This is a genomic window from Streptomyces sp. JLYT201, assembly GCF_059448825.1.
The window spans coordinates 3,019,468-3,040,121 of sequence record NZ_CM182551.1; the positions used below are offsets into that span (position 1 = coordinate 3,019,468).

Genomic DNA, 20,654 nt, shown 5'->3' on the forward strand with positions numbered 1-20,654 from the left:
TTTGCTTGAGTCGATCGCTTCACGTCAAAGACGCTAACGCCTGCCACTGACAATGCGCCCCGACGCCCGTCCGGCCTGTGGATAACTCAGGCCCCTCGGCCCGCCGAAACCCACCGGCGCGCCCGGGAATCCCCCCGCGAACCCCCGGTACGACGCCGCCGGAGCCCCCATAAGAATGGATGTTCGATTTTGCTGTCAAGCGCACCACGCCAGGCGCGCCCGCCGGGTCGACCCATGAGCGGAACCCGCGCTTCAGCCGTCGGAGTCCGGCGGAACGCGGCTCCGCGGAGCCCTCAGCCCTCGCGCCCCGGAGGCGTCAGCGCGCGCCGCAGCCGGTCGAGCAGGGGCGTGCCGCCGCGGCGGCGGTGTCCGTGCACCCGCGGGTCGTCCATGACGTCGTACCGCTTCACGTATGCCCCGAGGAACGCCTGCAGCGTCGCCACCGCCGGGATGGCGATCAGGGCGCCGACCGCGCCGAGCAGCGCCGTGCCCGCGATGACAGACCCGAAGGCGACCGCCGGGTGGATGTCCACGCTCTTGGCGGTGAGCTTGGGCTGCAGGACGTAGTTCTCGAACTGCTGGTAGATGACCACGAAGCCCAGCACCCACACCGCGTACCAGGGGTCGACGGTGAAGGCGATCAGCATCGGCAGGGCGCCCGCCAGGTACGTGCCGATCGTCGGGATGAACTGCGACACCAGGCCCACCCACACCGCGAGGGCGGGGGCGTAGGGCACTTCGAGGATCTGCAGCAGGATGTAGTGCGCGATCCCGGAGATCAGTGCCATCAGGCCGCGCGAGTAGAGGTAGCCGCCGGTCTTGTTGACCGCGATCTCCCAGGCGCGCAGCACCTCGGCCTGCTTGGCAGGCGGGAGCACGGAGCACAGCGCGCGCCGCAGCCGGGGCCCGTCGGCGGCGAAGTAGAACGAGAACAGCAGGATCGTCAGGAGCTGGAAGAGGCCCCCGAGCACCTGCGCGGAGACGTCCAGGACCCCGCTGGCGCTGTTCTGCACGTACTTCCGCAGCCAGTCGGAGTGGACCAGGCTGTCCTGGACCTCGACGCGGGACAGGTCCGTGTCGAAGGTCTGGTTGATCCAGCGGATGACCTTGTCCAGGTAGTCCGGGAAGTCCTCGACCATGTCGACGATCTGGCCCGCGAGCATCGAGCCCATCATCGTGATGAAGCCCGCGGTGGCGATGATCACGCCGAGGAAGACGATGCCCGTGGCCAGGCCCCGGCGCAGCCCGCGCGCCGCCATCCAGCTCACGGCGGGCTCGACGGCGAGCGCCAGGAAGAACGCGATCAGGATGTTGATCAGCAGTCCGGTCAGCTGGTGGAAGGCCCAGCTGCCGAGCTGGAAACAGGCGACCAGGGCGAGCGCGAGCACCATGGCACGCGGCAGCCAGCGCGGCATGCCCGCGCCACGCCCCTGCTCGGCCCCGGCGGGGGGCTGGGCGGGCGGCGTGGTGCCGGGCGGCGTCATGGCCTCGGAAGTGATCTGCGCGGTGTCGTCTGTGGGTGCCACCGTGCCAGTCTCGCCCACGGGGACGGCGATCGGCCGTCGCCCCCGCCTGTTCGCGGCGCTCCTCACATCCCGCACGCGCCGCCGCGGACTCCACGCGCCCGCGCGGGACTCCGTGTGCTCGCCCCGGGGACACCTCTCGGCCCCGGGAGGGACATCCCGTCGCCTCCGTGGATCAGCGTTTTTCGGCCGGTACGTCGACGGCCTTGCACACCGCCCGCCAGACCTCCTTCGCCTCCCAGCCCGCGTCCAGTGCTTCGTGCACCGTCCGCCCACCCAGCTCGGACATCACGTGGTCGCGCGCGAAGGAGTCCGCGTACCCCGCGCCGAAGTGGGCTGCCATTCGCTGCCAGAAGACCGTCAACCGCATGCGTCCAGTATCGCGCCCCTGAGAGTGCAGCCGAGCCCGGAGGGCTTGTCGGCGGCGCATTCCGCCCTACCGTCGGAACATGGCCGAAAACGGAGCGTCCCCGCACGCCGCGTCCTCCCCGCTCGCGCGCGCCGAACAGTTCGTCTGGCTCACCGCGCGCGTCCTCGAACAGCGACGCTTCGCGTACCACTTCCTGGATGGCACGGACGGCACGGACAGCGGCGACGGCGCCGACACGGTGGAAACGGCCCTAGCCGCGTACGGCAACGCGGACGGCGGGTACGGCCACGCGCTCGAACCCGATCTGCGCGGGCCCGTCAGCCAGCCGCTGCACACCGGTCACGCGCTGCGGATCCTGGACTCCATCGGCCGCTGCGGCGGGCTGCGGGTGGAGCGCGTGTGCCGCTATCTGACCTCGGTGTCGACGGCCGACGGTGCCCTGCCGGCGATCCATCCGAGCCAGCGCGGCTACCCCCTGGCGCCGTTCGTGCCCGTAGTGGACGACCCGCCGAGCGAGCTGCTCGCCACCGGGCCCGTGGTGGGTCTGTTGCACCGCAACGAGGTCTGGCACGCCTGGCTGTTCCGGGCCACCGACTTCTGCTGGCAGGCCGTGGAGTCCCTGGAGAAGTCGCATCCCTACGAGGTCCAGGCGGCGGTCGCCTTCCTGGACGGCGCGCCGGACCGCCCGCGCGCGGAGGCGGCGGCCGACCGGCTCGGCCGTCTGGTGCGCGAGCAGCGCCTCGTGGCCCTGGAGCCGGAGCGGGCCGCCGCGTATCCGGTGCCCGAGGGGTACGCACCGGGCGAGCACCACTTCGCCCACGACTTCGCGAAGTCCCCGGACTCGCTCGCCCGCGCCTGGTTCACGGACGAGGAGATGGCGCGCTCCCTGGACTTCCTTGTGAACGATCAGCAAGAAGACGGCGGTTGGCCGATCCGGTGGCGGCAGTGGGCTCCGGGCACCGCTCTGGAGTGGCGGCCGATCGTGACGATCGAGGCCCTGCGCACGCTCGCCGCGCACGGGCGGCCGATCGGCTGAGCCGGTCCCCGGGGTGGCGGCCCTGCCGTCACCCCGTGAGTGCCCGCACGCCCGCCGTGACGGCGACGGCGGCGGCGATGACGATCAGGAACGGCGCGCGCAGCAGCAGCGCCACGACGGCAGCGGCGAGCCCCGCGGCCTTGGCGTCGAGCACCAGGGTCCGGCCGTCGGCGAAGGCCTGCTGGGCGGTGAGGGCGGCGAGCAGCGCGACCGGCAGCAGGGCGGCCATGCGCTTCACGAGAGGCCGCTCCAGGGCTCCGGCGGGCACCAGGAGCCCCGCGAGCTTGACCGCGTAGCAGCTGACGGCGGTCACAGCGATGGCGATCCAGATGGTCAACGGTCGCCCCTTCGGGTCGCGCGCTGTGCGCGAAGGCCCTCTCCGTAGAGGACGATCGGCACGGCCAGCGCGGCCACCAGGACCGGTACGCCCGCGGGCAGCACGGGCAGCAGTCCGAGTCCCAGGAGGACCGCGACGGCGGCGACCGTGCGCTCCCGGGCGGCCCGGACCATCGGTGCGAGGAGCGCGAGGAAGACCGCGGGGCCCGCGGCGTCGAGGCCCCAGGCGTCGGTGTCCCCGATCGCCTCGGCACCGACCGCGCCCGCGAGAGTGGTCAGGTTCCACAGCGCGTAGAGGCTGAGCCCCGTCACCGTGAAGCCGATGCGGGCGCCCCGCCGTCCGCGCTGCGCCAGGGACACGGCCGCGGTCTCGTCGATCACCCAGTGGGCCGCGAACGGTCGCACCGCGCGCGGGAGGGCCAGCAACTGGGAGAGCCGCAGCCCGTAGAACGCGTTGCGCACGCCCAGGAAGAAGGCGCCCGCCGCCGCGGTGAACGGGTTCCCGCCCCCGGCGAGCGCGCCCACCAGCGCGAACTGTGAGGCCCCCGTGAACACCAGGAGGCTCAGCGCACAGGTCTGCAGCACGGTGAGGCCGCTGCCCGCCGAAGTCACGCCGAAAGCGAATCCGGAGAGGCCGACGGCGATGCCGACGCCGAGAGCGTCACGTACGACGGCGGAGTCCGGACGGTCCGAGACGGCCTCCGCGTCGGCTGCGGGGGCTGCCGCCCCTTCCGGGAAGGCGTCGAGCGGGTCGACGCGGCTGGTTATGTCCGCACTGCTGATGTCTGCGGGTGATGTTCGTTCTGCCACGCCGAGGACGCTACGAGGAGCCCGCCCGCACGGTCTTGTACGTTCTTGCGCTCCCGCTGGTACGCGCCCGGGGGTACGCCCACGATGCGGGTGAAGTGGCGGTTGAGGTGCGGCTGGTCGGTGAAGCCGACGGCCACGGCCGCGTCGGCGGGCGTCGTACCGGTGTCCAGGAGGTGGCGGGCGCGGCGCACGCGCGCGTCGGTGAGCCAGGCGTGCGGAGGCATGCCGTACGCGTCGCGGAAGGCCCGCAGCAGGGCGAAGGACCCGACGCCGAGGTCGGCGGCCAGCCGGTCCAGACTCGGCGGGTCGGCGAGGCGTTCTTCGAGGACGGCACGCGCGCGTGCGGCGACGCGGTGGCCCGCCGACCGCACGGTCCGCTCGGGCAGGGCGCCGCCGTTGAGCCGCAGCATCCGGGTCACGGTGATCCGCAGGAACGTGTCGGCGGCCAGGGCGTTGCCCTCCTCGGCGGCGCGCAGCACCTGGTGGACGAGGGCCACCGCGTACGCGTCCTCGAACACGGGCTGGACGAAGCCGGGCGTGCCGCGGATGGCCGTCGTCTCGGCGGCGATGGCCGCGACCAGCTCCGGCGCCGGGTACACCGCTCCGTACCGCCAGCCCTCGGGCCCTCCGCCCCGCCCGGTGTGCGAGGTGTCGGGGTTGATCAGGGCGAGCATCCCGGGGCCCGCGTGCCGGTCGGCGCCGGTGTGGTGGAAGACGTCGACACCTTCGGTGACCGCGGCCAGCACGAAGTGCTCGTGAGTGTGCCGCACGAAGGTCTTGCGGACGTAGCGGGCCCGCAGCAGGTCGACGCCGGGCAGCTCGGCGTAGGTCCAGTGCCGCGCCCGCTCAGCCGAACCTGTCATGCCGCCATTCTGCGCCAGTGGCGCAAACCATTTCCCGGCCCGCGGCGCCTGCCCTTGCCCGCCGCGCGCCCTGCCCTTTCCGGCCAGCGGCACCGGTTCGGCGGCCGGACCGCGGCGCACCGGGCACAGCCGGACGACCAACGCCGTCCGCGCCGCGGAGGGAATGTCGTTCATGCAGGTCAAAGCCATTGTCAGTGGCGGGGTGCACGATGGGTCCATGGCTCGGTCCGCGCACAGCGCCCCCGGCGCCCCCGGCGCCCTCGACGGATTCTCCCCCGCGACCCGCGGCTGGTTCGCGGGGGCCTTCTCCGCGCCCACGTCCGCCCAGGCGGGAGCCTGGCGGGCGATCGCGGAGGGCTCGGACGTGCTCGTGGTCGCCCCGACCGGCTCCGGCAAGACCCTGGCCGCGTTCCTCGCCGCGCTGGACCAGCTCGCCTCGTCCCCGCCCCCCGCGGACCCGAAGAAGCGCTGCCGGGTGCTGTACGTCTCGCCGCTCAAGGCCCTCGCGGTCGACGTGGAGCGCAATCTGCGCAGCCCGCTCACCGGCATCCGGCAGGAGTCCGTGCGCCTGGGCCTGCCGGAGCCCGAGGTGCGGGTGGGCATCCGCTCCGGTGACACCCCGCCGGCCGAGCGCCGCGCCCTGGCCACCCGGCCGCCGGACATCCTGATCACGACCCCGGAGTCGCTGTTCCTGATGCTCACGTCCGCCACGCGCGACGCGCTGACGGGCATCGAGACGGTGATCCTGGACGAGGTGCACGCGGTCGCGGGCACCAAGCGCGGCGCGCATCTCGCGCTGACCCTGGAGCGGCTCGACGCGCTCCTGAAGCGCCCCGCCCGCCGGATCGGCCTGTCCGCCACGGTCCGCCCGGTGGACGAGGTGGCGCGCTATCTGTCGCCGCAGCGCAGGGTGGAGGTCGTCCAGCCCGAGTCGGGCAAGGAGTTCGACCTGTCGGTCGTCGTCCCGGTCGAGGACCTGGGCGAGCTGGGCGGCTCCCCGGCTGCGGACTCCGACCAGCAAGCGGAGCGCCCGTCCATCTGGCCGCACGTCGAGGAGCGCATCACCGACCTCGTCCAGGCCCACCGCTCGACGATCGTCTTCGCCAACTCCCGCCGCCTGGCCGAGCGCCTGTGCAACCGCCTCAACGAAATCGCGTACGAGCGGGCCACGGGCGAGCCCCTCCCCGAGGGCCACTCTCCGGCGGAGCTGATGGCGGAGTCGGGCGCCGCCAGGGGCGCGCCCCCCGTCCTCGCCCGCGCCCACCACGGCTCGGTCTCCAAGGAACAGCGCGCCCAGGTCGAGGAGGACCTGAAGGCGGGCCGCCTTCCCGCCGTGGTCGCCACCTCCAGCCTGGAGCTGGGCATCGACATGGGTGCCGTCGACCTGGTGGTGCAGGTCGAGTCGCCGCCGTCCGTCGCCTCCGGGCTCCAGCGCGTGGGCCGCGCGGGGCACCAGGTGGGCGCGGTCTCCACCGGAGTCGTCTTCCCGAAGTACCGGGGCGACCTGGTCCAGGCCGCCGTCGTCACGGAGCGGATGCGCCAGGGCGCCATCGAGTCCCTGCGCGTCCCGGCGAACCCGCTGGACGTCCTGGCCCAGCAGCTGGTCGCGATGGTGGCCCTGGACGCGTGGCAGGCGGACGACCTCCTGGCCCTGGTCCGCCGTGCCGCGCCGTTCAGCGCGCTGCCCGAGTCGGCGTTCCTCTCGGTCCTGGACATGCTCGCCGGGCGGTATCCCTCCGACGCGTTCGCGGAGCTGCGCCCGCGCGTGGTGTGGGACCGGGTCGCGGGGACGGTCACCGGCCGCCCCGGGGCACAGCGCCTCGCGGTGACCTCCGGGGGCACGATTCCCGACCGGGGCCTCTTCGGGGTCTTCCTCGCGGGCGCCGACCCGAAGAAGGGCGGCGGCCGCGTAGGGGAGCTCGACGAGGAGATGGTCTACGAATCGCGCGTGGGCGACGTCTTCACGCTGGGCACCAGCTCCTGGCGCATCGAGGACATCACGCGCGACCGCGTCCTGGTGTCCCCCGCGCCCGGCGTCCCCGGCCGGCTGCCGTTCTGGAAGGGCGACCAGCTGGGCCGCCCGCTCGAGCTGGGGCGCGCCCTGGGCGCGTTCCTGCGCGAGATCGGCTCGCTGCCGCAGGACGACGCGCGCGAGCGCCTCCGGGCGGCGGGCCTCGACACCTGGGCCGCGGACAACGTCCTGGCGTACCTCACCGAGCAGCGCGAGGCCTGCGGGCACATCCCGGACGACCGCACGATCGTGGTCGAGCGGTTCCGCGACGAGCTGGGCGACTGGCGGGTCGTCGTGCACTCGCCGTTCGGCGCGCAGGTGCACGCGCCCTGGGCCCTCGCGCTCGGCGCCCGCCTCACCGAGCGGTACGGCATGGACGCCCAGGTGATGCACGCCGACGACGGCATCGTGCTGCGCCTGCCGGACGCCGACCTGATGGGCCTCGACCTGCTCGACCAGGAGCCGGTGGACGTCACGGTGGACTCGGCGTTCGACCCCGAGCAGGCCCCGGTCGGCGCGGCGGACGTCACCTTCGACAAGGGCGAGGTCAGCCAGGTCGTCACCGATCAGGTGGGGGGCTCGGCGCTGTTCGCGGCGCGCTTCCGCGAGTGCGCCGCCCGCGCGCTGCTGCTGCCGCGCCGCAATCCCGGCAAGCGCACCCCGCTGTGGCAGCAGCGGCAGCGCGCCGCCCAGCTCCTGGAGGTCACCAGCGAGTTCGGCTCCTTCCCGATCATCCTGGAGGCGGTCAGGGAGTGCCTCCAGGACGTCTTCGACGTCCCGGGCCTCACGGAGCTGATGGGCGACATCGAGTCCCGCCGCGTCCGGCTCGTGGAGGTCACCACCCCGGAGCCGTCCCCGTTCGCCCGCTCCCTGCTGTTCGGGTACGTCGCCCAGTTCCTGTACGAGGGCGACTCGCCCCTCGCCGAGCGCCGCGCGGCCGCCCTGTCCCTCGACTCCCGTCTCCTCGCCGAGCTGCTGGGCCAGGCCGAGCTGCGCGAACTGCTCGACGCGGAGGTGCTCACCGAGCTGGAGCGCGAGCTCCAGTGGCGCACGGAGGACCGCCGCGTCAAGGACGCCGAGGGCGTCGCCGACCTGCTGCGCCTGCTCGGCCCGCTCACGGACGCCGAACTGGCCGAGCGGGGTGCGGAGCCCGCCTGGGCGGAGGACCTCGCGGCGGCCCGCCGCGCCATCCGGGTCCGGATCGCCGGGGCCGACCACTGGGCGGCCATCGAGGACGCGGGCCGTCTGCGCGACGCCCTGGGCACCGCCTTGCCGGTCGGAGTCCCCGAGGCCTTCACAGAGCCCGTGAAGGACCCCCTCGGCGACCTCCTCGGGCGCTATGCCCGCACCCACGGCCCGTTCACCTCCGCCGGGGCGGCCGCCCGCTTCGGCCTCGGTGCCGCCGTCACGGAGGGCGCGCTGCACCGCCTCGGGGCGAGCGGCCGCGTCGTCCAGGGCGAGTTCCATCCGGCGGGCATCGGCCAGGAGTGGTGCGACGCGACGGTGCTGCGCCGTCTGCGCCGCCGCTCCCTCGCCGCGCTCCGCCAGGAGCTGGAGCCGGTGCCCCCGGCCGCGCTCGCCCAGTTCCTGCCGCAGTGGCAGCACCTGAGCGGCCATGGCCTGCGGGGCGTCGACGGCCTGGTCCGCGCGATCGAGCAGCTCCAGGGCGCGTCCGTGCCCGCTTCGGCCCTGGAGAAGCTCGTCCTGCCCTCCCGAGTGGCGGGCTACGCCCCGGCGCTGCTCGACGAGCTCACCGCCGCCGGAGAGGTGCTGTGGGCCGGAGCGGGGTCCCTTCCGGGCAAGGACGGCTGGGTCTCGCTCTATCTGGCCGACGCCGCTCCCCTCCTCCTGCCGCCCGCGCACCCCCTGGAGCTCACCGCGCTCCACCAGTCCGTCCTGGACGCGCTCTCCGGGGGTTACGGCCTGTTCTTCCGGCAGATCAGCGACCAGGTCCGCGCCACCACGCACCCGGACGCCACCGACCCCCAGCTGGCCGACGCGGTGTGGGACCTGGCCTGGTCGGGCCGGCTCACGAACGACACGCTCGCCCCCCTGCGCTCCCTCCTGGGCTCGGGGCGCACGGCGGGGTCCACGGCCCACCGTGCGAAGCGCGCCGTCCCGCGCGGGCGCTACGGCAGCCTGACCGCCGCCGCCCGCCCCGTCTCCCGCACCGGCCCGCCGACCGTCGCGGGCCGCTGGTCGCTGCTGCCCGCCCGCGAGCCCGACCCGACCCTGCGCGCCCACGCCCTGGCCCGCACGCTGCTCGACCGGCACGGCGTGGTGACCCGGGGCGCGGTCGCCGCCGAGGGCGTCGAGGGCGGCTTCTCCGCGACGTACCGGATCCTGTCGGCCTTCGAGGACAACGGCCAGGCCCGTCGCGGGTACGTGGTGGAGGGGCTCGGCGCGGCCCAGTTCGCCATGGACGGCGCCGTGGACCGGCTGCGCGCCACGGCCACCGCGCGGGAGCGCGCGGGCTCCGGGCACACCACCGACCCCCAGGCGGTCGTCCTGGCGGCCGCCGACCCGGCGAACGCGTACGGGGCCGCCCTGCCCTGGCCCGACCCCCCGGCCGAAGCCGGTCACAAGCCGGGCCGCAAGGCGGGCTCCCTGGTCGTCCTGGTCGACGGCGAGCTGACGCTGTACGTGGAGCGCGGCGGCAAGACCGTCCTGGCCTGGGCGTCGTCCGAGGCCGACCCGGACCCCAGGCTCCTCGCGGCCGCGACCGCGCTGGCCTCGGCCGCCAAGGCGGGCGCGCTCGGCACGGTCACCGTGGAGCGCATCAACGGCGCCCCCGCGCTGACCTCCCCCTTGGCCCCCCTCCTGGAGCACACCGGCTTCCACGCCACCCCGAGAGGCCTCCGCGTGCGCGCCTGACCCCGGCGCACACCGGGGCGGCGGCCCCGGCCCGCACCTGGGGCGACCTCGCAGCCGGGACCTGAGGCGGCCTTGAGGCCCGGGCCTGGGCCCAGGCCCGGGCCCGGGCCCGGGCCCGGGCCCAGGGCAGCCTTGCGGCCCGGACCTGAGGCGACCTCGCAGCCCGGGACTGGGGCGGCCCTGCGGCCCGAGCCCGGGGCAGCCTCGCGGCCCGGACCTGAGGCGACCTCGCAGCCCGGGACTGGGGCGCCCCGCCAGCCCGTGCCCGGGACGACCCGTCAGCCCAAGGCCCACGGCAGCCCTCCGATCCGGCCCGCGGCGGCCGACGCCGTCCAGGGCGGCGCGGCCCATGGCGGCCTACCAGCCGGGCGCCACGCCACCCCCACCCCACCACGAAGTGACACCCTGTCCCCATGCCCGAAGGAGACACAGTCCACCAGACGGCCCGCCGCCTCCACCGGGCCCTGGCCGGTCACGTCCTCACGCGCTCCGACCTCCGCGTCCCCAAGCTGGCCACGGCCGACCTGACCGGCCGCGCCGTCCTGGACGTCACCCCTCGCGGCAAGCACCTGCTCACCCGCGTGGAGGGCGGCCTCACCCTCCACTCGCACCTGCGCATGGACGGCTCCTGGAAGGTCTACGCCCCGGACGAACGCTGGCGCGGCGGGCCCGCCCACCAGATCCGGGCCGTCCTCGCGACCGCCGACCACACGGCCGTCGGCTACCGCCTGCCCGTCCTCGAACTGCTCCGCACCGTCGACGAACAGCGCGCCGTCGGCCACCTGGGCCCCGACCTCCTCGGCCCCGACTGGGACCCCGACCAGGCCCTGCGCAACCTCCTCACGGCCCCCGAGCGCGCCCTCGGCGAGGCCCTGCTCGACCAGCGCAACCTCGCGGGCATCGGCAACATCTACAAGAGCGAGCTGTGCTTCCTGCTCGGCGTCACCCCCTGGCTGCCGATCGGCGAACTCCCCGCCGACACGGCGAACCGGCTGCCCGCCCTCGCCAAGAAGCTCCTGGAAGCCAACCGCGACCGCCCCGACCGCACGACCACGGGCGTCCCCCGCCCCGGCCGACGGCTGTACGTGTACGGCCGGGCACCGCGCCCCTGTCTGCGCTGCGGCACCCCCGTACGGACGGCGGACCAGGGCGACGGCTCCCGCCAGCGCCCGACGTACTGGTGCCCGACCTGCCAACGAGGACCGACGCCCCGGGCCGGAAACCGCCCCGCCCGCAGCAATTGACGGGCCGGCAGCTCTCTCCTACGGTCCCGTCATGCCCCTCACGGCGTACGACCTCACCGGCCGCACCGCGTTCGTCACCGGCGCGGCGAGCGGCATCGGCCGTGCCAGTGCCGTCCTGCTCGCGCGGGCGGGAGCCGCGGTGCACTGCGCCGACCGGGACGCGCCGGGCCTGCACGAGACGGCCGCCCTCATCAAGGAGACCGGCGGCACCGCCCACCCGCACCTCCTGGACGTCAGCGACCGGTCGCAGGTGGAGCAGGCCGTGGCGGACGCGGCCGCGGCGACGGGCCGCGTCGACGTCCTGGCCGCCATCGCCGGGATCATGCACAGCAGTCCGGTCCTGGAGACCCGCGAGGAGGACCTCGACCGGGTCCTGGGCGTGAACTTCAAGGGAGTCCTGTACGCCTGCCGGGCGGCGGCCCGCGTGATGATCGAGGCGGGCTCGGGCGGCAGCATCGTCACGATGGCGTCGGGCGCCGTGGACACCGGAGGCCCCGGCCTGCTCTGCTACGGCGCTTCGAAGGCCGCGGTGGTGCAGCTGACGAAGACGCTGGCCAGCGAGGTCGGACCGCACGGCATCCGCGTCAACGCCGTGGCACCGGGCTGGATCCGTACGCCGATGACCGACCGCCACGACGCCGCGGCGCGGGTCCACACCGAGGGCCTCATGGCCCGGAGGTCGCCGCTGGGCCGCGTCGGCGAGCCGGAGGACGTCGCCCATGCCGTGCTGTACCTGGCCTCGGACGCGGCGGCGTTCACGACCGGCCAGATCCTCCGCCCCAACGGCGGCGTGGCGATGCCTTGGTAGCGGAGCCGCGCCCCGAGCGGCCGCGCCCCCACGCCCGGGCAGTCGCGCGCCCCCGCGCCCCGGCCCGCTCCGTCCCCGCCACCGCGCGCCCCCGCGCCCCGGTACCGCGCCGGCGCGGCCCCGCCACCCCCAGCGCCCGCTCCTTGGGCACGCAGTGCACGGGCAGCAGGCTCAGCCCCCAGCCCCCGGCGGCGATCGTGCCCTCCAGGGCCCCCGCGTCGGGCGTCACCGCGAGCCGCAGCACCGCCCACCACCACAGCGCGGCGAGACCGAGAGCCGAAGTCCACCGCAGGACGCGCCCCGCCACGGCTGTCACCTCCCGCCAGACGACGCTAGACCCGGCCCGTCCCCCGGCGGCAGGGCGCACCGGGCGCACCGAAGGTGCGCGAGCGCCGTCGCCCGGCCCGTCCGCACGGGCGGGCGCCCCGCCGGTGCGGAGCCGCTATCCGTTCTCGGCCTGGAACATCCAGTGGTGCTTCTCCAGGTCGGCCGTGATGCCGATGAAGATGTCCTGGCTCACCGGGTCGGCGTCGCCGGTGGCGTTCACCCGCTCGCGCATCCGCGTGATCACCGCGCCGAGGGCCGCCACGAGCGTGCCCACCGCGTCCGTGTCCTTGACCCAGCCCTCGGGGACGGCGCCGATGCCGCTGCTGCCCGCCACGGTGGCCGCGCGGCCGTCGGGCGAGACGCCGAGCGTCGAGGCCCGCTCCGCGACCGTGTCGGAGTGCAGCCGTGCGGTGTCGACGACCTCGTCGAGCTGGAGGTGGACGGAGCGGAAGCGCGGCCCCACCACGTTCCAGTGGATCTGCTTGGCGATCAGGGACAGGTCGACGAGGTCGACGAGTGCGCCCTGCAGGGCCTCGGACACCGTCTTCAGATCGGCGTCGGGCAGCGGACTCTTGACGACGTACATCGGTCACCTCCGGCTACACGGGGTCATCCAGGCGTGTTCGACCACGCGGTTACCCGCATCCGGGCCGAACACCCATCAACCATCGCGCACCGGCACTACTACGGCCACTTCGGAAAGCAGGCCTTCGGGTGCCCCCCGCCCCGGGCACCGGCGCTCAGGGCGCCGCGTACCGTCGCAAGGACAGCGAAGGCCCCGGCCGGAGCACCCGGCCGGGGCCTTCACCACGTCTGGTCACCCGCAGGTCACGCGGCGACGACGTCGACCGCTTCCGCGGGTGCCTTGATCGTGACCCGTTCCGGTGGCACGCCGGTCACCGAGACGGAATTGAGCATCGGGCGGACCGGTGCCCGCACCGGTTCCGTGGCCGCTGCCGACTCGGCCAGCTCGGCGAGCGAGAGCTCGTCGCTCACTTCTCGCATGAGCTCGGACATCCGTACGTCAAGCGCGTCGCAGATCGCGGAAAGCAGCTCGGAGGAAGCCTCCTTCTGCCCCCGCTCCACCTCGGAGAGATAGCCGAGTGAGACTCGGGCGGACGAGGAGACTTCGCGCAGAGTACGGCCCTGGCGCTGGCGCTGCCGACGCAGCACGTCACCCAGCAGGCGACGGAGCAGAATCATCGGTGGCTCCCTCCTCGGACCGCGTAGCCGCATCCTTCACGCCCCACCGTACCGCCTCGCGCGGCGGCCGTGCGGGGAGCGATGTCGTGTTCACTCAGGGCTGCAAACATCAAGTCCCCCCGTTCTGTTCCGTATCCTGTGCGCGCTCGTTCCCGGCGCGTTCGCCGGAGAGCTGCTCTAGGAGCAGGCATAGCACGCCGCGGACGCTCTCCATACGGATTTCCGTACGGTTTCCGTTCAACCGCAGAGTCGCTACTTTCCCCTCAGAGCGAAGCGGGGAACCAGCGTCCGCAACGCCGGGAACGACCTCGGCAGAACCGGCCGCACCTTCCGCACCTGCGGAAACCGCCACGTGAACCGTCCCCACCGGCTGCCCGTCCTGCGCTTCGGGCCCGGCGACGCCCGTCGTCGCGATCCCCCAGTCCGTCCCGAGGAGCCGCCGCACCCCGGCCGCCATCTGGAGGGCGACCTCGGCGTCCACGGCCCCGCGGGCGGCGAGCAGGTCGCCGTCGACCCCGAGGACCTCCCGCTTGAGCTCCGTCGCGTACGCGGTCACGGACCCCCGGAAGACCCGTGAGGCCCCCGGCACGGCCGTCACCTCGGCGGCCACGAGGCCCCCGGTCAGCGACTCGGCGACACCCAGGGTCTCACCCCGCTCGCCGAGCAGCCGCAGCACCTCGGCCGCGGCCCCTGCGGCGGCCCCCGTCTCGGCAGCCACCACGGCCGCCGCCTTCCCAGCGGGCCCCGGGGACCTCACTTGGCCGCCCCCGGCTCCCCTGCCTCGGAGGTCTCGGCGACATCAGAGCCGTCGGAGCCCTGAGGGGCTGCAGCGACGCCCTGAGGGGCCGCAGTGGCCTCGGAGACCTCGTAAGCCTCAGCTGCCACAACAGCCTCAGACGTCCCAGCAGCCTCAGGTGTCACAGCAGCCTCAGCCATGCCCCGCCGCCGCAGCACCACGGCCTGTTTCACATAGTCGAGCCCGGTGACCACGGTCAGCACGACGGCGACCGCCATCACCCAGAACCGCAGCGTGGCCAGCGGCCCCGTCAGCGCCAGGACGTACATCCCGACGGCCGTGCCCTGGGCGAGCGTCTTCATCTTGCCGCCGCGGCTGGCCGGAATGACGCCGTAGCGGATCACCCAGAACCGCAGCAGCGTGATCCCCAGCTCGCGCCCGAGGATCACGAGGGTCACCCACCACGGCAGGTCCCCGAGCCAGGACAGACAGATCAGGGCCGCGCCCATGATCGCCTTGTCCGCGATGGGGTCGGCGATCTTGCCGAAGTCCGTGACCAGGTTGTACGTACGCGCCAGATGCCCGTCGAACAGGTCCGTGATCATGGCGATGGCGAAGGCGGCCCAGGCGACGGAGCGCCACGCCGGGTCGTACCCGCCGTTGGCGAGCAGCAGCATCACGAATCCGGGCACGAGCAGCAGCCGGATCATGGTCAGCAGGTTCGCGACGTTCCACAGACTGGCCTGGTCCATCGCGGCGGCGCCGAGCTTCCCGCCGCGCACCGGCTTCGCGCCGGGCGCGCCGGAGCCGCCCGCCGCGGATGCCGGGACCTGGGTCATCTGCCCGTCCCTTCACCGGCTCCATGGGGTCGGTCGGAAGCCTCCAGGACCTCGCACTGCTCAGCCAACAGATCCACGCCCTCCGTGCCGACGACCTTTGCCACGACCATACGGCCGATCTCCAGGCCGTCCCCAGGGGCGGAGTCCACGAAACGGATCTGTCCGTCGGTCTCGGGCGCCTGGTGCGCGGCCCGGCCGATGGCGCCCTCCTCGTCGTCGACGGCCTCGATGAGGACCTCGACGCGCTCGCCGACGCGCTCCTCCGCGCGCTGGGACGTCAGCTCCTCGGCGAGCCGCGCCACGCGCGCGAGCCGCTCGTCGACGACGTCCTGGTCGAGCTTGTGCTCGTAGGTCGCCGCCTCGGTGCCCTCCTCGTCGGAGTAGCCGAAGACGCCGATGGCGTCCAGGCGGGCGCCGGTGAGGAAGCGCTCGAGCTCCGCCACGTCGGCCTCGGTCTCGCCGGGGAAGCCCACGATGAAGTTGGAGCGCACACCGGCCTGCGGCGCCTTGCTCCGGATCGTGTCGAGCAGCTCCAGGAAGCGGTCGGTGTCGCCGAAGCGCCGCATGGCCCGCAGGACGCCGGGCGCGGAGTGCTGGAAGGACAGGTCGAAGTACGGCACGACCTTCTCCGTCGACGTCAGGACGTCGATCAGGCCGGGGCGCATCTCGGCGGGCTGGAGGTAGCTCACCCGCACCCGCTCGATGCCGTCGACGGCCGCGAGCTCGGGCAGCAGCGTCTCCAGGAGCCGGATGTCGCCGAGGTCCTTGCCGTACGAGGTGTTGTTCTCGGAGACCAGCATGATCTCCTTCACGCCCTGCTCGGCGAGCCAGCGCGTCTCGCCGAGCACGTCCGAGGGACGGCGCGAGATGAACGAGCCGCGGAAGGACGGGATGGCGCAGAACGAGCATCTGCGGTCGCACCCGGAGGCCAGCTTCACGGAGGCCACGGGGCTCGTGCCGAGGCGGCGGCGCAGCGGGGCGCGGGGCCCGGACGCGGGCGCGACGCCGTCCGGCAGGTCGACCGGGGCGTGACCGGGCAGGGCGACCTCCGTGCCGGCCTCCTGACGCTCGGCCGGGCTGATCGGCAGGAGCTTGCGGCGGTCACGCGGAGTGTGCGCCTCGACACTGCCGCCGCCCAGGATGACCTGGAGGCGGTTGGAGATGTCGGCGTAGTCGTCGAAGCCGAGGACGCCGTCGGCTTCGGGCAGCGCGTCGGCCAGCTCCTTGCCGTAGCGCTCGGCCATGCAGCCGACGGCCACGACGGCCTGGGTGCGGCCGTGGCCCTTCAGGTCATTGGCTTCGAGCAGGGCGTCGACGGAGTCCTTCTTGGCGGCTTCGACGAAGCCACAGGTGTTGACGACGGCGACATCCGCTTCCTCGGCGTCCTCCACGAGGGCCCAGCCGTCCGCCTCCAAGCGGCCTGCGAGCTCCTCCGAGTCCACCTCGTTACGGGCGCAGCCGAGCGTGACAAGGGCGACAGTGCGGCGTTCGGGCATGGTCTCAAGACTACTTCGTCCATGCGTCGGCGCCCGCCGCCAGGGTTCCTGGGCTCGCGACGGGCGCTGGGCAAGGGTCCTCGGACGCCGCTGGTCAGCCGACCTCCGGGTCGCCCTTCGTGTAGGTGAGGCGCTCCACCTGGCCCGGCTCGAACTCGTTCTCGACCTGCTTGCCGTTCACGAAGAGGCTGATCGCACCGGCGTCGCCGAGCACGAGCTGGATCCTCTGCTTGTCCTGGAAGGTCTTGGACTCGCCCTGCTTGAGCAGGCCGTCGAAGAGCAGCCGGCCGTTGTGGTCCTTGGCCGAGATCCAGCTGCGCCCGTCGGAGGCGTCGACCTTGACGGTCACCTTGTCCCGGGGCACACCGGCGATGGCGCTGTCCGAGGGGTCCGGCTTGGGGTCGGCGGGCTTGGAGGGGCTCGGCTTCTCGGCGGGCTTGCTGCTGGTGGGCGTGGAGCCCTCGGCGACCTGCTGCGACGAGCCGTCGTCGTCCCCGCCGCTGAACGCGGTGTACGCGACGAAGCCGATCACGGCGACGATCGCGGCGACCATGGCCGCCGTCCAGTTCGGCCGGCGCGGCTCGGAGCGGATCCGCTCGGCCTCGAACAGCGGCGCGGCCGGGGTCGGCGCCGGGGGCCGTCCGCCGCGCCCCTCGTCGTACTGGGCGAGCAGCGGGGCGGGGTCGATGCGGACGGCGCGGGCGAGCGTACGGATGTGCCCGCGCGCGTAGACGTCGCCGCCGCAGCGGGAGAAGTCGTCCTGTTCGATCGCGTGCACGATCGGGATGCGCACCCGGGTGGTCGTACTGACCTCGTCGACGGTCAGGCCCGCGTCGATGCGCGCCTGCCGGAGCACGCGGCCGATCGAGGGACGGTCCTCCGCGGGACGCTCCTGGGCAGGGCCTTCCGCGGGTCCGTCCGCGACGGCGCGGTCGTCTGCGGGGCGGTCGTCTGAAGGGCGGTCGTCTTCGGGGGAGTTGCCGATGGACACGGGTGCGCCTTTCGAGCGTGTAGCCACCTGCCGGACATTCAGTCTAGGGGGGCTGAGAAAGGGTGGGGCAACCGGGCGGACGGACTTTGTACGCCATCAGAATGGCCGGACATCCTGACGGGGGGACACGGTCTTGCGCTTCCCTCAACTTGACGTACGCCGAGGGGAAACGGTTGCCTGCGTTCCCGTACGGGTGAGCTCGGCCCCCGTACGGGCCAGACGGTCCGCGCACGCGGCGCTCCCGGCCGTCGTACGAGGTCAGACCCTGCGCTTGTGCGGTGTTTCCGGACCTTTAGGAAGCCTCCCCGCGGAGTACGGCGAGCACTCCATCCAGCTCATCAGGTTTCACGAGAACATCACGAGCCTTCGACCCCTCGCTCGGACCCACGATGTTGCGCGACTCCATGAGGTCCATGAGGCGGCCGGCCTTGGCGAAGCCGACGCGCAGTTTGCGCTGGAGCATCGACGTGGACCCGAACTGGGTGGAGACGACCAGCTCCGCCGCCTGGCACAGCAGGTCGAGGTCGTCGCCGATGTCCTCGTCGATCTCCTTCTTCTGCTTGGTGCCCACCGTGACGTCGTCGCGGAAGACCGGCGCCATCTGGTCCTTGCAGTGCCGTACGACCGCCGCGACCTCGTCCTCGGTCACGAAGGCGCCCTGCATGCGGACCGGCTTGTTCGCCCCCATCGGCAGGAAGAGCCCGTCGCCCTTGCCGATGAGCTTCTCCGCGCCGGGCTGGTCGAGGATGACGCGGCTGTCGGCGAGCGAGGAGGTGGCGAAGGCGAGCCGGGAGGGCACGTTCGCCTTGATCAGACCGGTCACGACGTCCACGGAGGGCCGCTGGGTGGCGAGCACCAGGTGGATGCCGGCCGCGCGCGCGAGCTGGGTGATGCGCACGATCGAGTCCTCGACGTCCCGCGGCGCGACCATCATCAGGTCGGCGAGCTCGTCGACGATCACCAGCAGGTACGGGTACGGCTTGAGCTCGCGCTCGCTGCCCTCGGGCGTCTTGAGCTTGCCGTCGCGCACGGCCTGGTTGAAGTCGTCGATGTGGCGGTAGCCGAACGCCGCGAGGTCGTCGTAGCGCAGGTCCATCTCGCGCACGACCCACTGGAGCGCCTCGGCGGCCCGCTTGGGGTTGGTGATGATCGGCGTGATCAGGTGCGGAATGCCCTCGTACGCGGTGAGCTCGACGCGCTTGGGGTCGACGAGGACCATCCGGACGTCCTCGGGCGTCGCTCTTATCATGATCGAAGTGATCAGGCAGTTGATGCAGGACGACTTGCCGGAACCGGTGGCTCCGGCCACCAGGATGTGCGGCATCTTCGCCATGTTGGCCATGACGTAGCCGCCCTCGACGTCCTTGCCGAGCGCGACGAGCATGGGGTGGTCGTCCTCGGCCGCGTCCGCCAGGCGCAGCACGTCGCCGACGTTGACCATCTCGCGGTCGGTGTTCGGGATCTCGATGCCGACCGCGGACTTGCCGGGGATCGGCGAGATGATCCGGACGTCCGGCGATGCGACGGCGTACGCGATGTTCTTGGCGAGCGCCGTGATCTTCTCGACCTTCACGGCGGGGCCGAGCTCGATCTCGTAGCGCGTGACCGTCGGGCCGCGCGTGAAGCCCGTGACGACGGCGTCGACCTTGAACTCCGTGAAGACGTTCGACAGCGAGTCCACGACCGCGTCGTTGGCGGCGCTGCGGGACTTGCCGGGGCCGCCGCGCTCCAGGAGGTCGAGCGACGGCAGCGCGTACGTGATGTCCCCGGAGAGCTGGAGCTGCTCCGCGCGCGGGGGCAGGTCGCGCGGCTCCTCCGGCGCGGCCTTGGTCAGGTCGGGGACGCCGGCGCGCGCGGGCTCCTCGGCCCCGGACTTGCGGCCCGGCACGACGCCCGCACCGCGCGCGGGAGGCACGGGCCCGGACGGATCCTGCGGCACGGGCCCGGACGGGTGCTGCGGGGCGCGCTCCACGGAGACGCCCTGCGTGAGGTCCGCGACCAGCGGCGACGGCGGCATGCCGTGCATCACGGCGCCGTCGAGCGCGGCGGCCGCGGCGGCGGCCACGTCCACCGCGTCCATGGGGCGGTCCGCGGCGGGCTGTACGGAGGCCCGGCGGGGCCTGCGGCGCTTGGAGAGGGCCTCTTCCTCGGCCTGGTCCGGGGAGGGCTCCTGGAGGCCGTCAGCGGGCCGCCTGCGGCCCCGGGAGCGGGGGCGCGCGGGCAGCGCCTCACGCCACTGGTCGTCGTACCGCTCGTCGTCCTCGGTGTACTCGGCGTACTCCGTGTACTCCTCCGACGTGGCGGGCTCCTCGATGACGCCGAGGCGCACGCCGAGCGCACGCAGGCGCTGCGGGATGGCGTTGACCGGGGTCGCGGTGACGACGAGCAGGCCGAAGATCGTCAGCAGGACCAGCATCGGCACGGCGAGGACCTCGCCCATGGCCTTGGTCAGGGGTGTCGACGCGCCCCAGCCGACGAGGCCGCCCGCGTCCCTTATGGCCTGCATGCCGTCCCCGCGCGCGGGCGAGCCGCAGGCGATGTGCACCTGTCCGAGCACGCCGAGGACCAGCGCGGACAGGCCGATGACGATGCGGCCGTTGGCGTCGACCTTCTCGGGGTGGCGGATGAGGCGCATGGCCATGCCCGCGACCAGCAGGGGCACGAGCAGGTCGAGCCGTCCGAAGGCGCCGGTCACCAGTATCTCGACGAGGTCGCCGACGGGGCCGCGCAGATTGGACCAGGTGCCCGCCGCGACGATCAGGGCGATGCCGAGGAGGAGCAGCGCGAGGCCGTCCTTGCGGTGGGCGGGGTCCAGTCCTCTGGCGCCGCGGCCCACGCCGCGGAACATCGCGCCCACGGCGTGCGCGATGCCGAGCCAGATGGCGCGAACCAGGCGGTAGAGGCCGTTGGTGGGGCCGGGCGTCGGCTTCGGGGCGGGCTTCTTGGGCGCCGCGGCCTTCTTGGCGGGCGCCTTCTTCGCCGCGGCCTTCTTGGCGGGCGGCTTCTTGGCGGCGGCCTTCTTCGCCGGAGCCTTGGTCGGCGCGGCCGCCTTCTTCGCGGGCGTCTTCTTGGCTGCGGACTGACGTGAGGCCATGGGTGTGAGATTACCGGGGGAGGCGACGGTGGACACGTGTGCCTACTGCTTCACCCGTTTGTGTCGCCCTGGCGCGGGCGGCGAACTGACGAG

At 73.5% G+C, this 20,654-nt stretch carries 16 protein-coding genes; 4 read left to right on the forward strand and 12 right to left on the reverse strand.

The features are described 5' to 3' along the window. Positions 1–293: 293 nt before the first annotated feature. A complete protein-coding gene (locus AC5WAM_RS11885; RefSeq protein ID WP_366794176.1) occupies positions 294–1,526 on the reverse strand; it encodes an AI-2E family transporter in 1,233 nt (410 codons plus the stop codon). Positions 1,527–1,698: 172 nt separating this feature from the next. Beyond that, complete coding sequence (locus tag AC5WAM_RS11890) at positions 1,699–1,893, reverse strand: DUF3046 domain-containing protein (RefSeq protein ID WP_138962164.1); 195 nt, start codon at positions 1,891–1,893, stop codon at positions 1,699–1,701. A gap of 79 nt (positions 1,894–1,972) precedes the next feature. Here AC5WAM_RS11890 and AC5WAM_RS11895 point away from each other — a divergent pair, with 79 nt between their 5' ends. Further along, positions 1,973–2,929, forward strand: coding sequence for a hypothetical protein (locus tag AC5WAM_RS11895; RefSeq protein ID WP_366794177.1), 957 nt, complete (start codon positions 1,973–1,975; stop codon positions 2,927–2,929). 28 nt (positions 2,930–2,957) lie between these two features. On the opposite strand, the gene AC5WAM_RS11900 is transcribed toward AC5WAM_RS11895, so the two are convergent. From AC5WAM_RS11900 to AC5WAM_RS11910, 3 genes are read right to left on the reverse strand one after another with little or no spacing between them, the layout of a single operon-like run. Continuing rightward, entirely contained in the window at positions 2,958–3,266 is a 309-nt protein-coding gene (locus AC5WAM_RS11900; protein WP_366794178.1) for an AzlD domain-containing protein, read from the reverse strand. Then, positions 3,263–4,075, reverse strand: a complete 813-nt coding sequence (locus AC5WAM_RS11905) for an AzlC family ABC transporter permease (RefSeq protein ID WP_495522579.1) — start codon at positions 4,073–4,075, stop codon at positions 3,263–3,265. The genes AC5WAM_RS11900 and AC5WAM_RS11905 overlap by 4 nt, the downstream gene beginning before the upstream one ends. Beyond that, complete coding sequence (locus AC5WAM_RS11910) at positions 4,030–4,938, reverse strand: helix-turn-helix domain-containing protein (protein WP_495522580.1); 909 nt, start codon at positions 4,936–4,938, stop codon at positions 4,030–4,032. The genes AC5WAM_RS11905 and AC5WAM_RS11910 overlap by 46 nt, the downstream gene beginning before the upstream one ends. A 217-nt stretch (positions 4,939–5,155) precedes the next feature. Here AC5WAM_RS11910 and AC5WAM_RS11915 point away from each other — a divergent pair, with 217 nt between their 5' ends. The 3 genes from AC5WAM_RS11915 (at position 5,156) to AC5WAM_RS11925 (ending at position 11,875) form a co-directional block, all read left to right on the forward strand. Continuing rightward, positions 5,156–9,823: an ATP-dependent helicase gene (locus AC5WAM_RS11915; RefSeq protein WP_495522581.1), complete on the forward strand. Its 4,668-nt coding sequence runs from the start codon at positions 5,156–5,158 to the stop codon at positions 9,821–9,823. A gap of 413 nt (positions 9,824–10,236) precedes the next feature. Next, positions 10,237–11,067, forward strand: coding sequence for a DNA-formamidopyrimidine glycosylase family protein (locus AC5WAM_RS11920; protein ID WP_495522582.1), 831 nt, complete (start codon positions 10,237–10,239; stop codon positions 11,065–11,067). 31 nt (positions 11,068–11,098) lie between these two features. Then, positions 11,099–11,875: an SDR family NAD(P)-dependent oxidoreductase gene (locus tag AC5WAM_RS11925; RefSeq protein WP_495522583.1), complete on the forward strand. Its 777-nt coding sequence runs from the start codon at positions 11,099–11,101 to the stop codon at positions 11,873–11,875. A gap of 442 nt (positions 11,876–12,317) precedes the next feature. Here the strand turns inward: AC5WAM_RS11925 and AC5WAM_RS11930 are convergent, their stop codons facing one another. From AC5WAM_RS11930 to AC5WAM_RS11960, 7 genes are all read right to left on the reverse strand, one after another. Further along, positions 12,318–12,788, reverse strand: coding sequence for a Dps family protein (locus AC5WAM_RS11930; RefSeq protein WP_366794183.1), 471 nt, complete (start codon positions 12,786–12,788; stop codon positions 12,318–12,320). Between the two features lie 242 nt (positions 12,789–13,030). Then, on the reverse strand, positions 13,031–13,405 hold the full coding sequence (locus tag AC5WAM_RS11935) for a helix-turn-helix domain-containing protein (protein WP_030688912.1): 375 nt from the start codon (positions 13,403–13,405) through the stop codon (positions 13,031–13,033). 109 nt (positions 13,406–13,514) lie between these two features. After that, positions 13,515–14,123 (reverse strand): CinA family protein, encoded by a 609-nt coding sequence (locus AC5WAM_RS11940; protein WP_495523568.1) that lies wholly within the window; start codon positions 14,121–14,123, stop codon positions 13,515–13,517. Between the two features lie 35 nt (positions 14,124–14,158). Continuing rightward, complete coding sequence (pgsA, locus tag AC5WAM_RS11945; RefSeq protein ID WP_495522584.1) at positions 14,159–14,980, reverse strand: CDP-diacylglycerol--glycerol-3-phosphate 3-phosphatidyltransferase; 822 nt, start codon at positions 14,978–14,980, stop codon at positions 14,159–14,161. After that, positions 14,977–16,476 (reverse strand): 30S ribosomal protein S12 methylthiotransferase RimO, encoded by a 1,500-nt coding sequence (gene rimO, locus AC5WAM_RS11950; protein ID WP_495522585.1) that lies wholly within the window; start codon positions 16,474–16,476, stop codon positions 14,977–14,979. The genes pgsA and rimO overlap by 4 nt, the downstream gene beginning before the upstream one ends. Before the next feature lie 94 nt (positions 16,477–16,570). Further along, complete coding sequence (locus AC5WAM_RS11955) at positions 16,571–17,467, reverse strand: helix-turn-helix domain-containing protein (protein WP_495522586.1); 897 nt, start codon at positions 17,465–17,467, stop codon at positions 16,571–16,573. A 292-nt stretch (positions 17,468–17,759) separates the two neighbouring features. Further along, on the reverse strand, positions 17,760–20,561 hold the full coding sequence (locus AC5WAM_RS11960; protein WP_495522587.1) for a DNA translocase FtsK: 2,802 nt from the start codon (positions 20,559–20,561) through the stop codon (positions 17,760–17,762). Between the last annotated feature and the right edge of the window lie 93 nt (positions 20,562–20,654).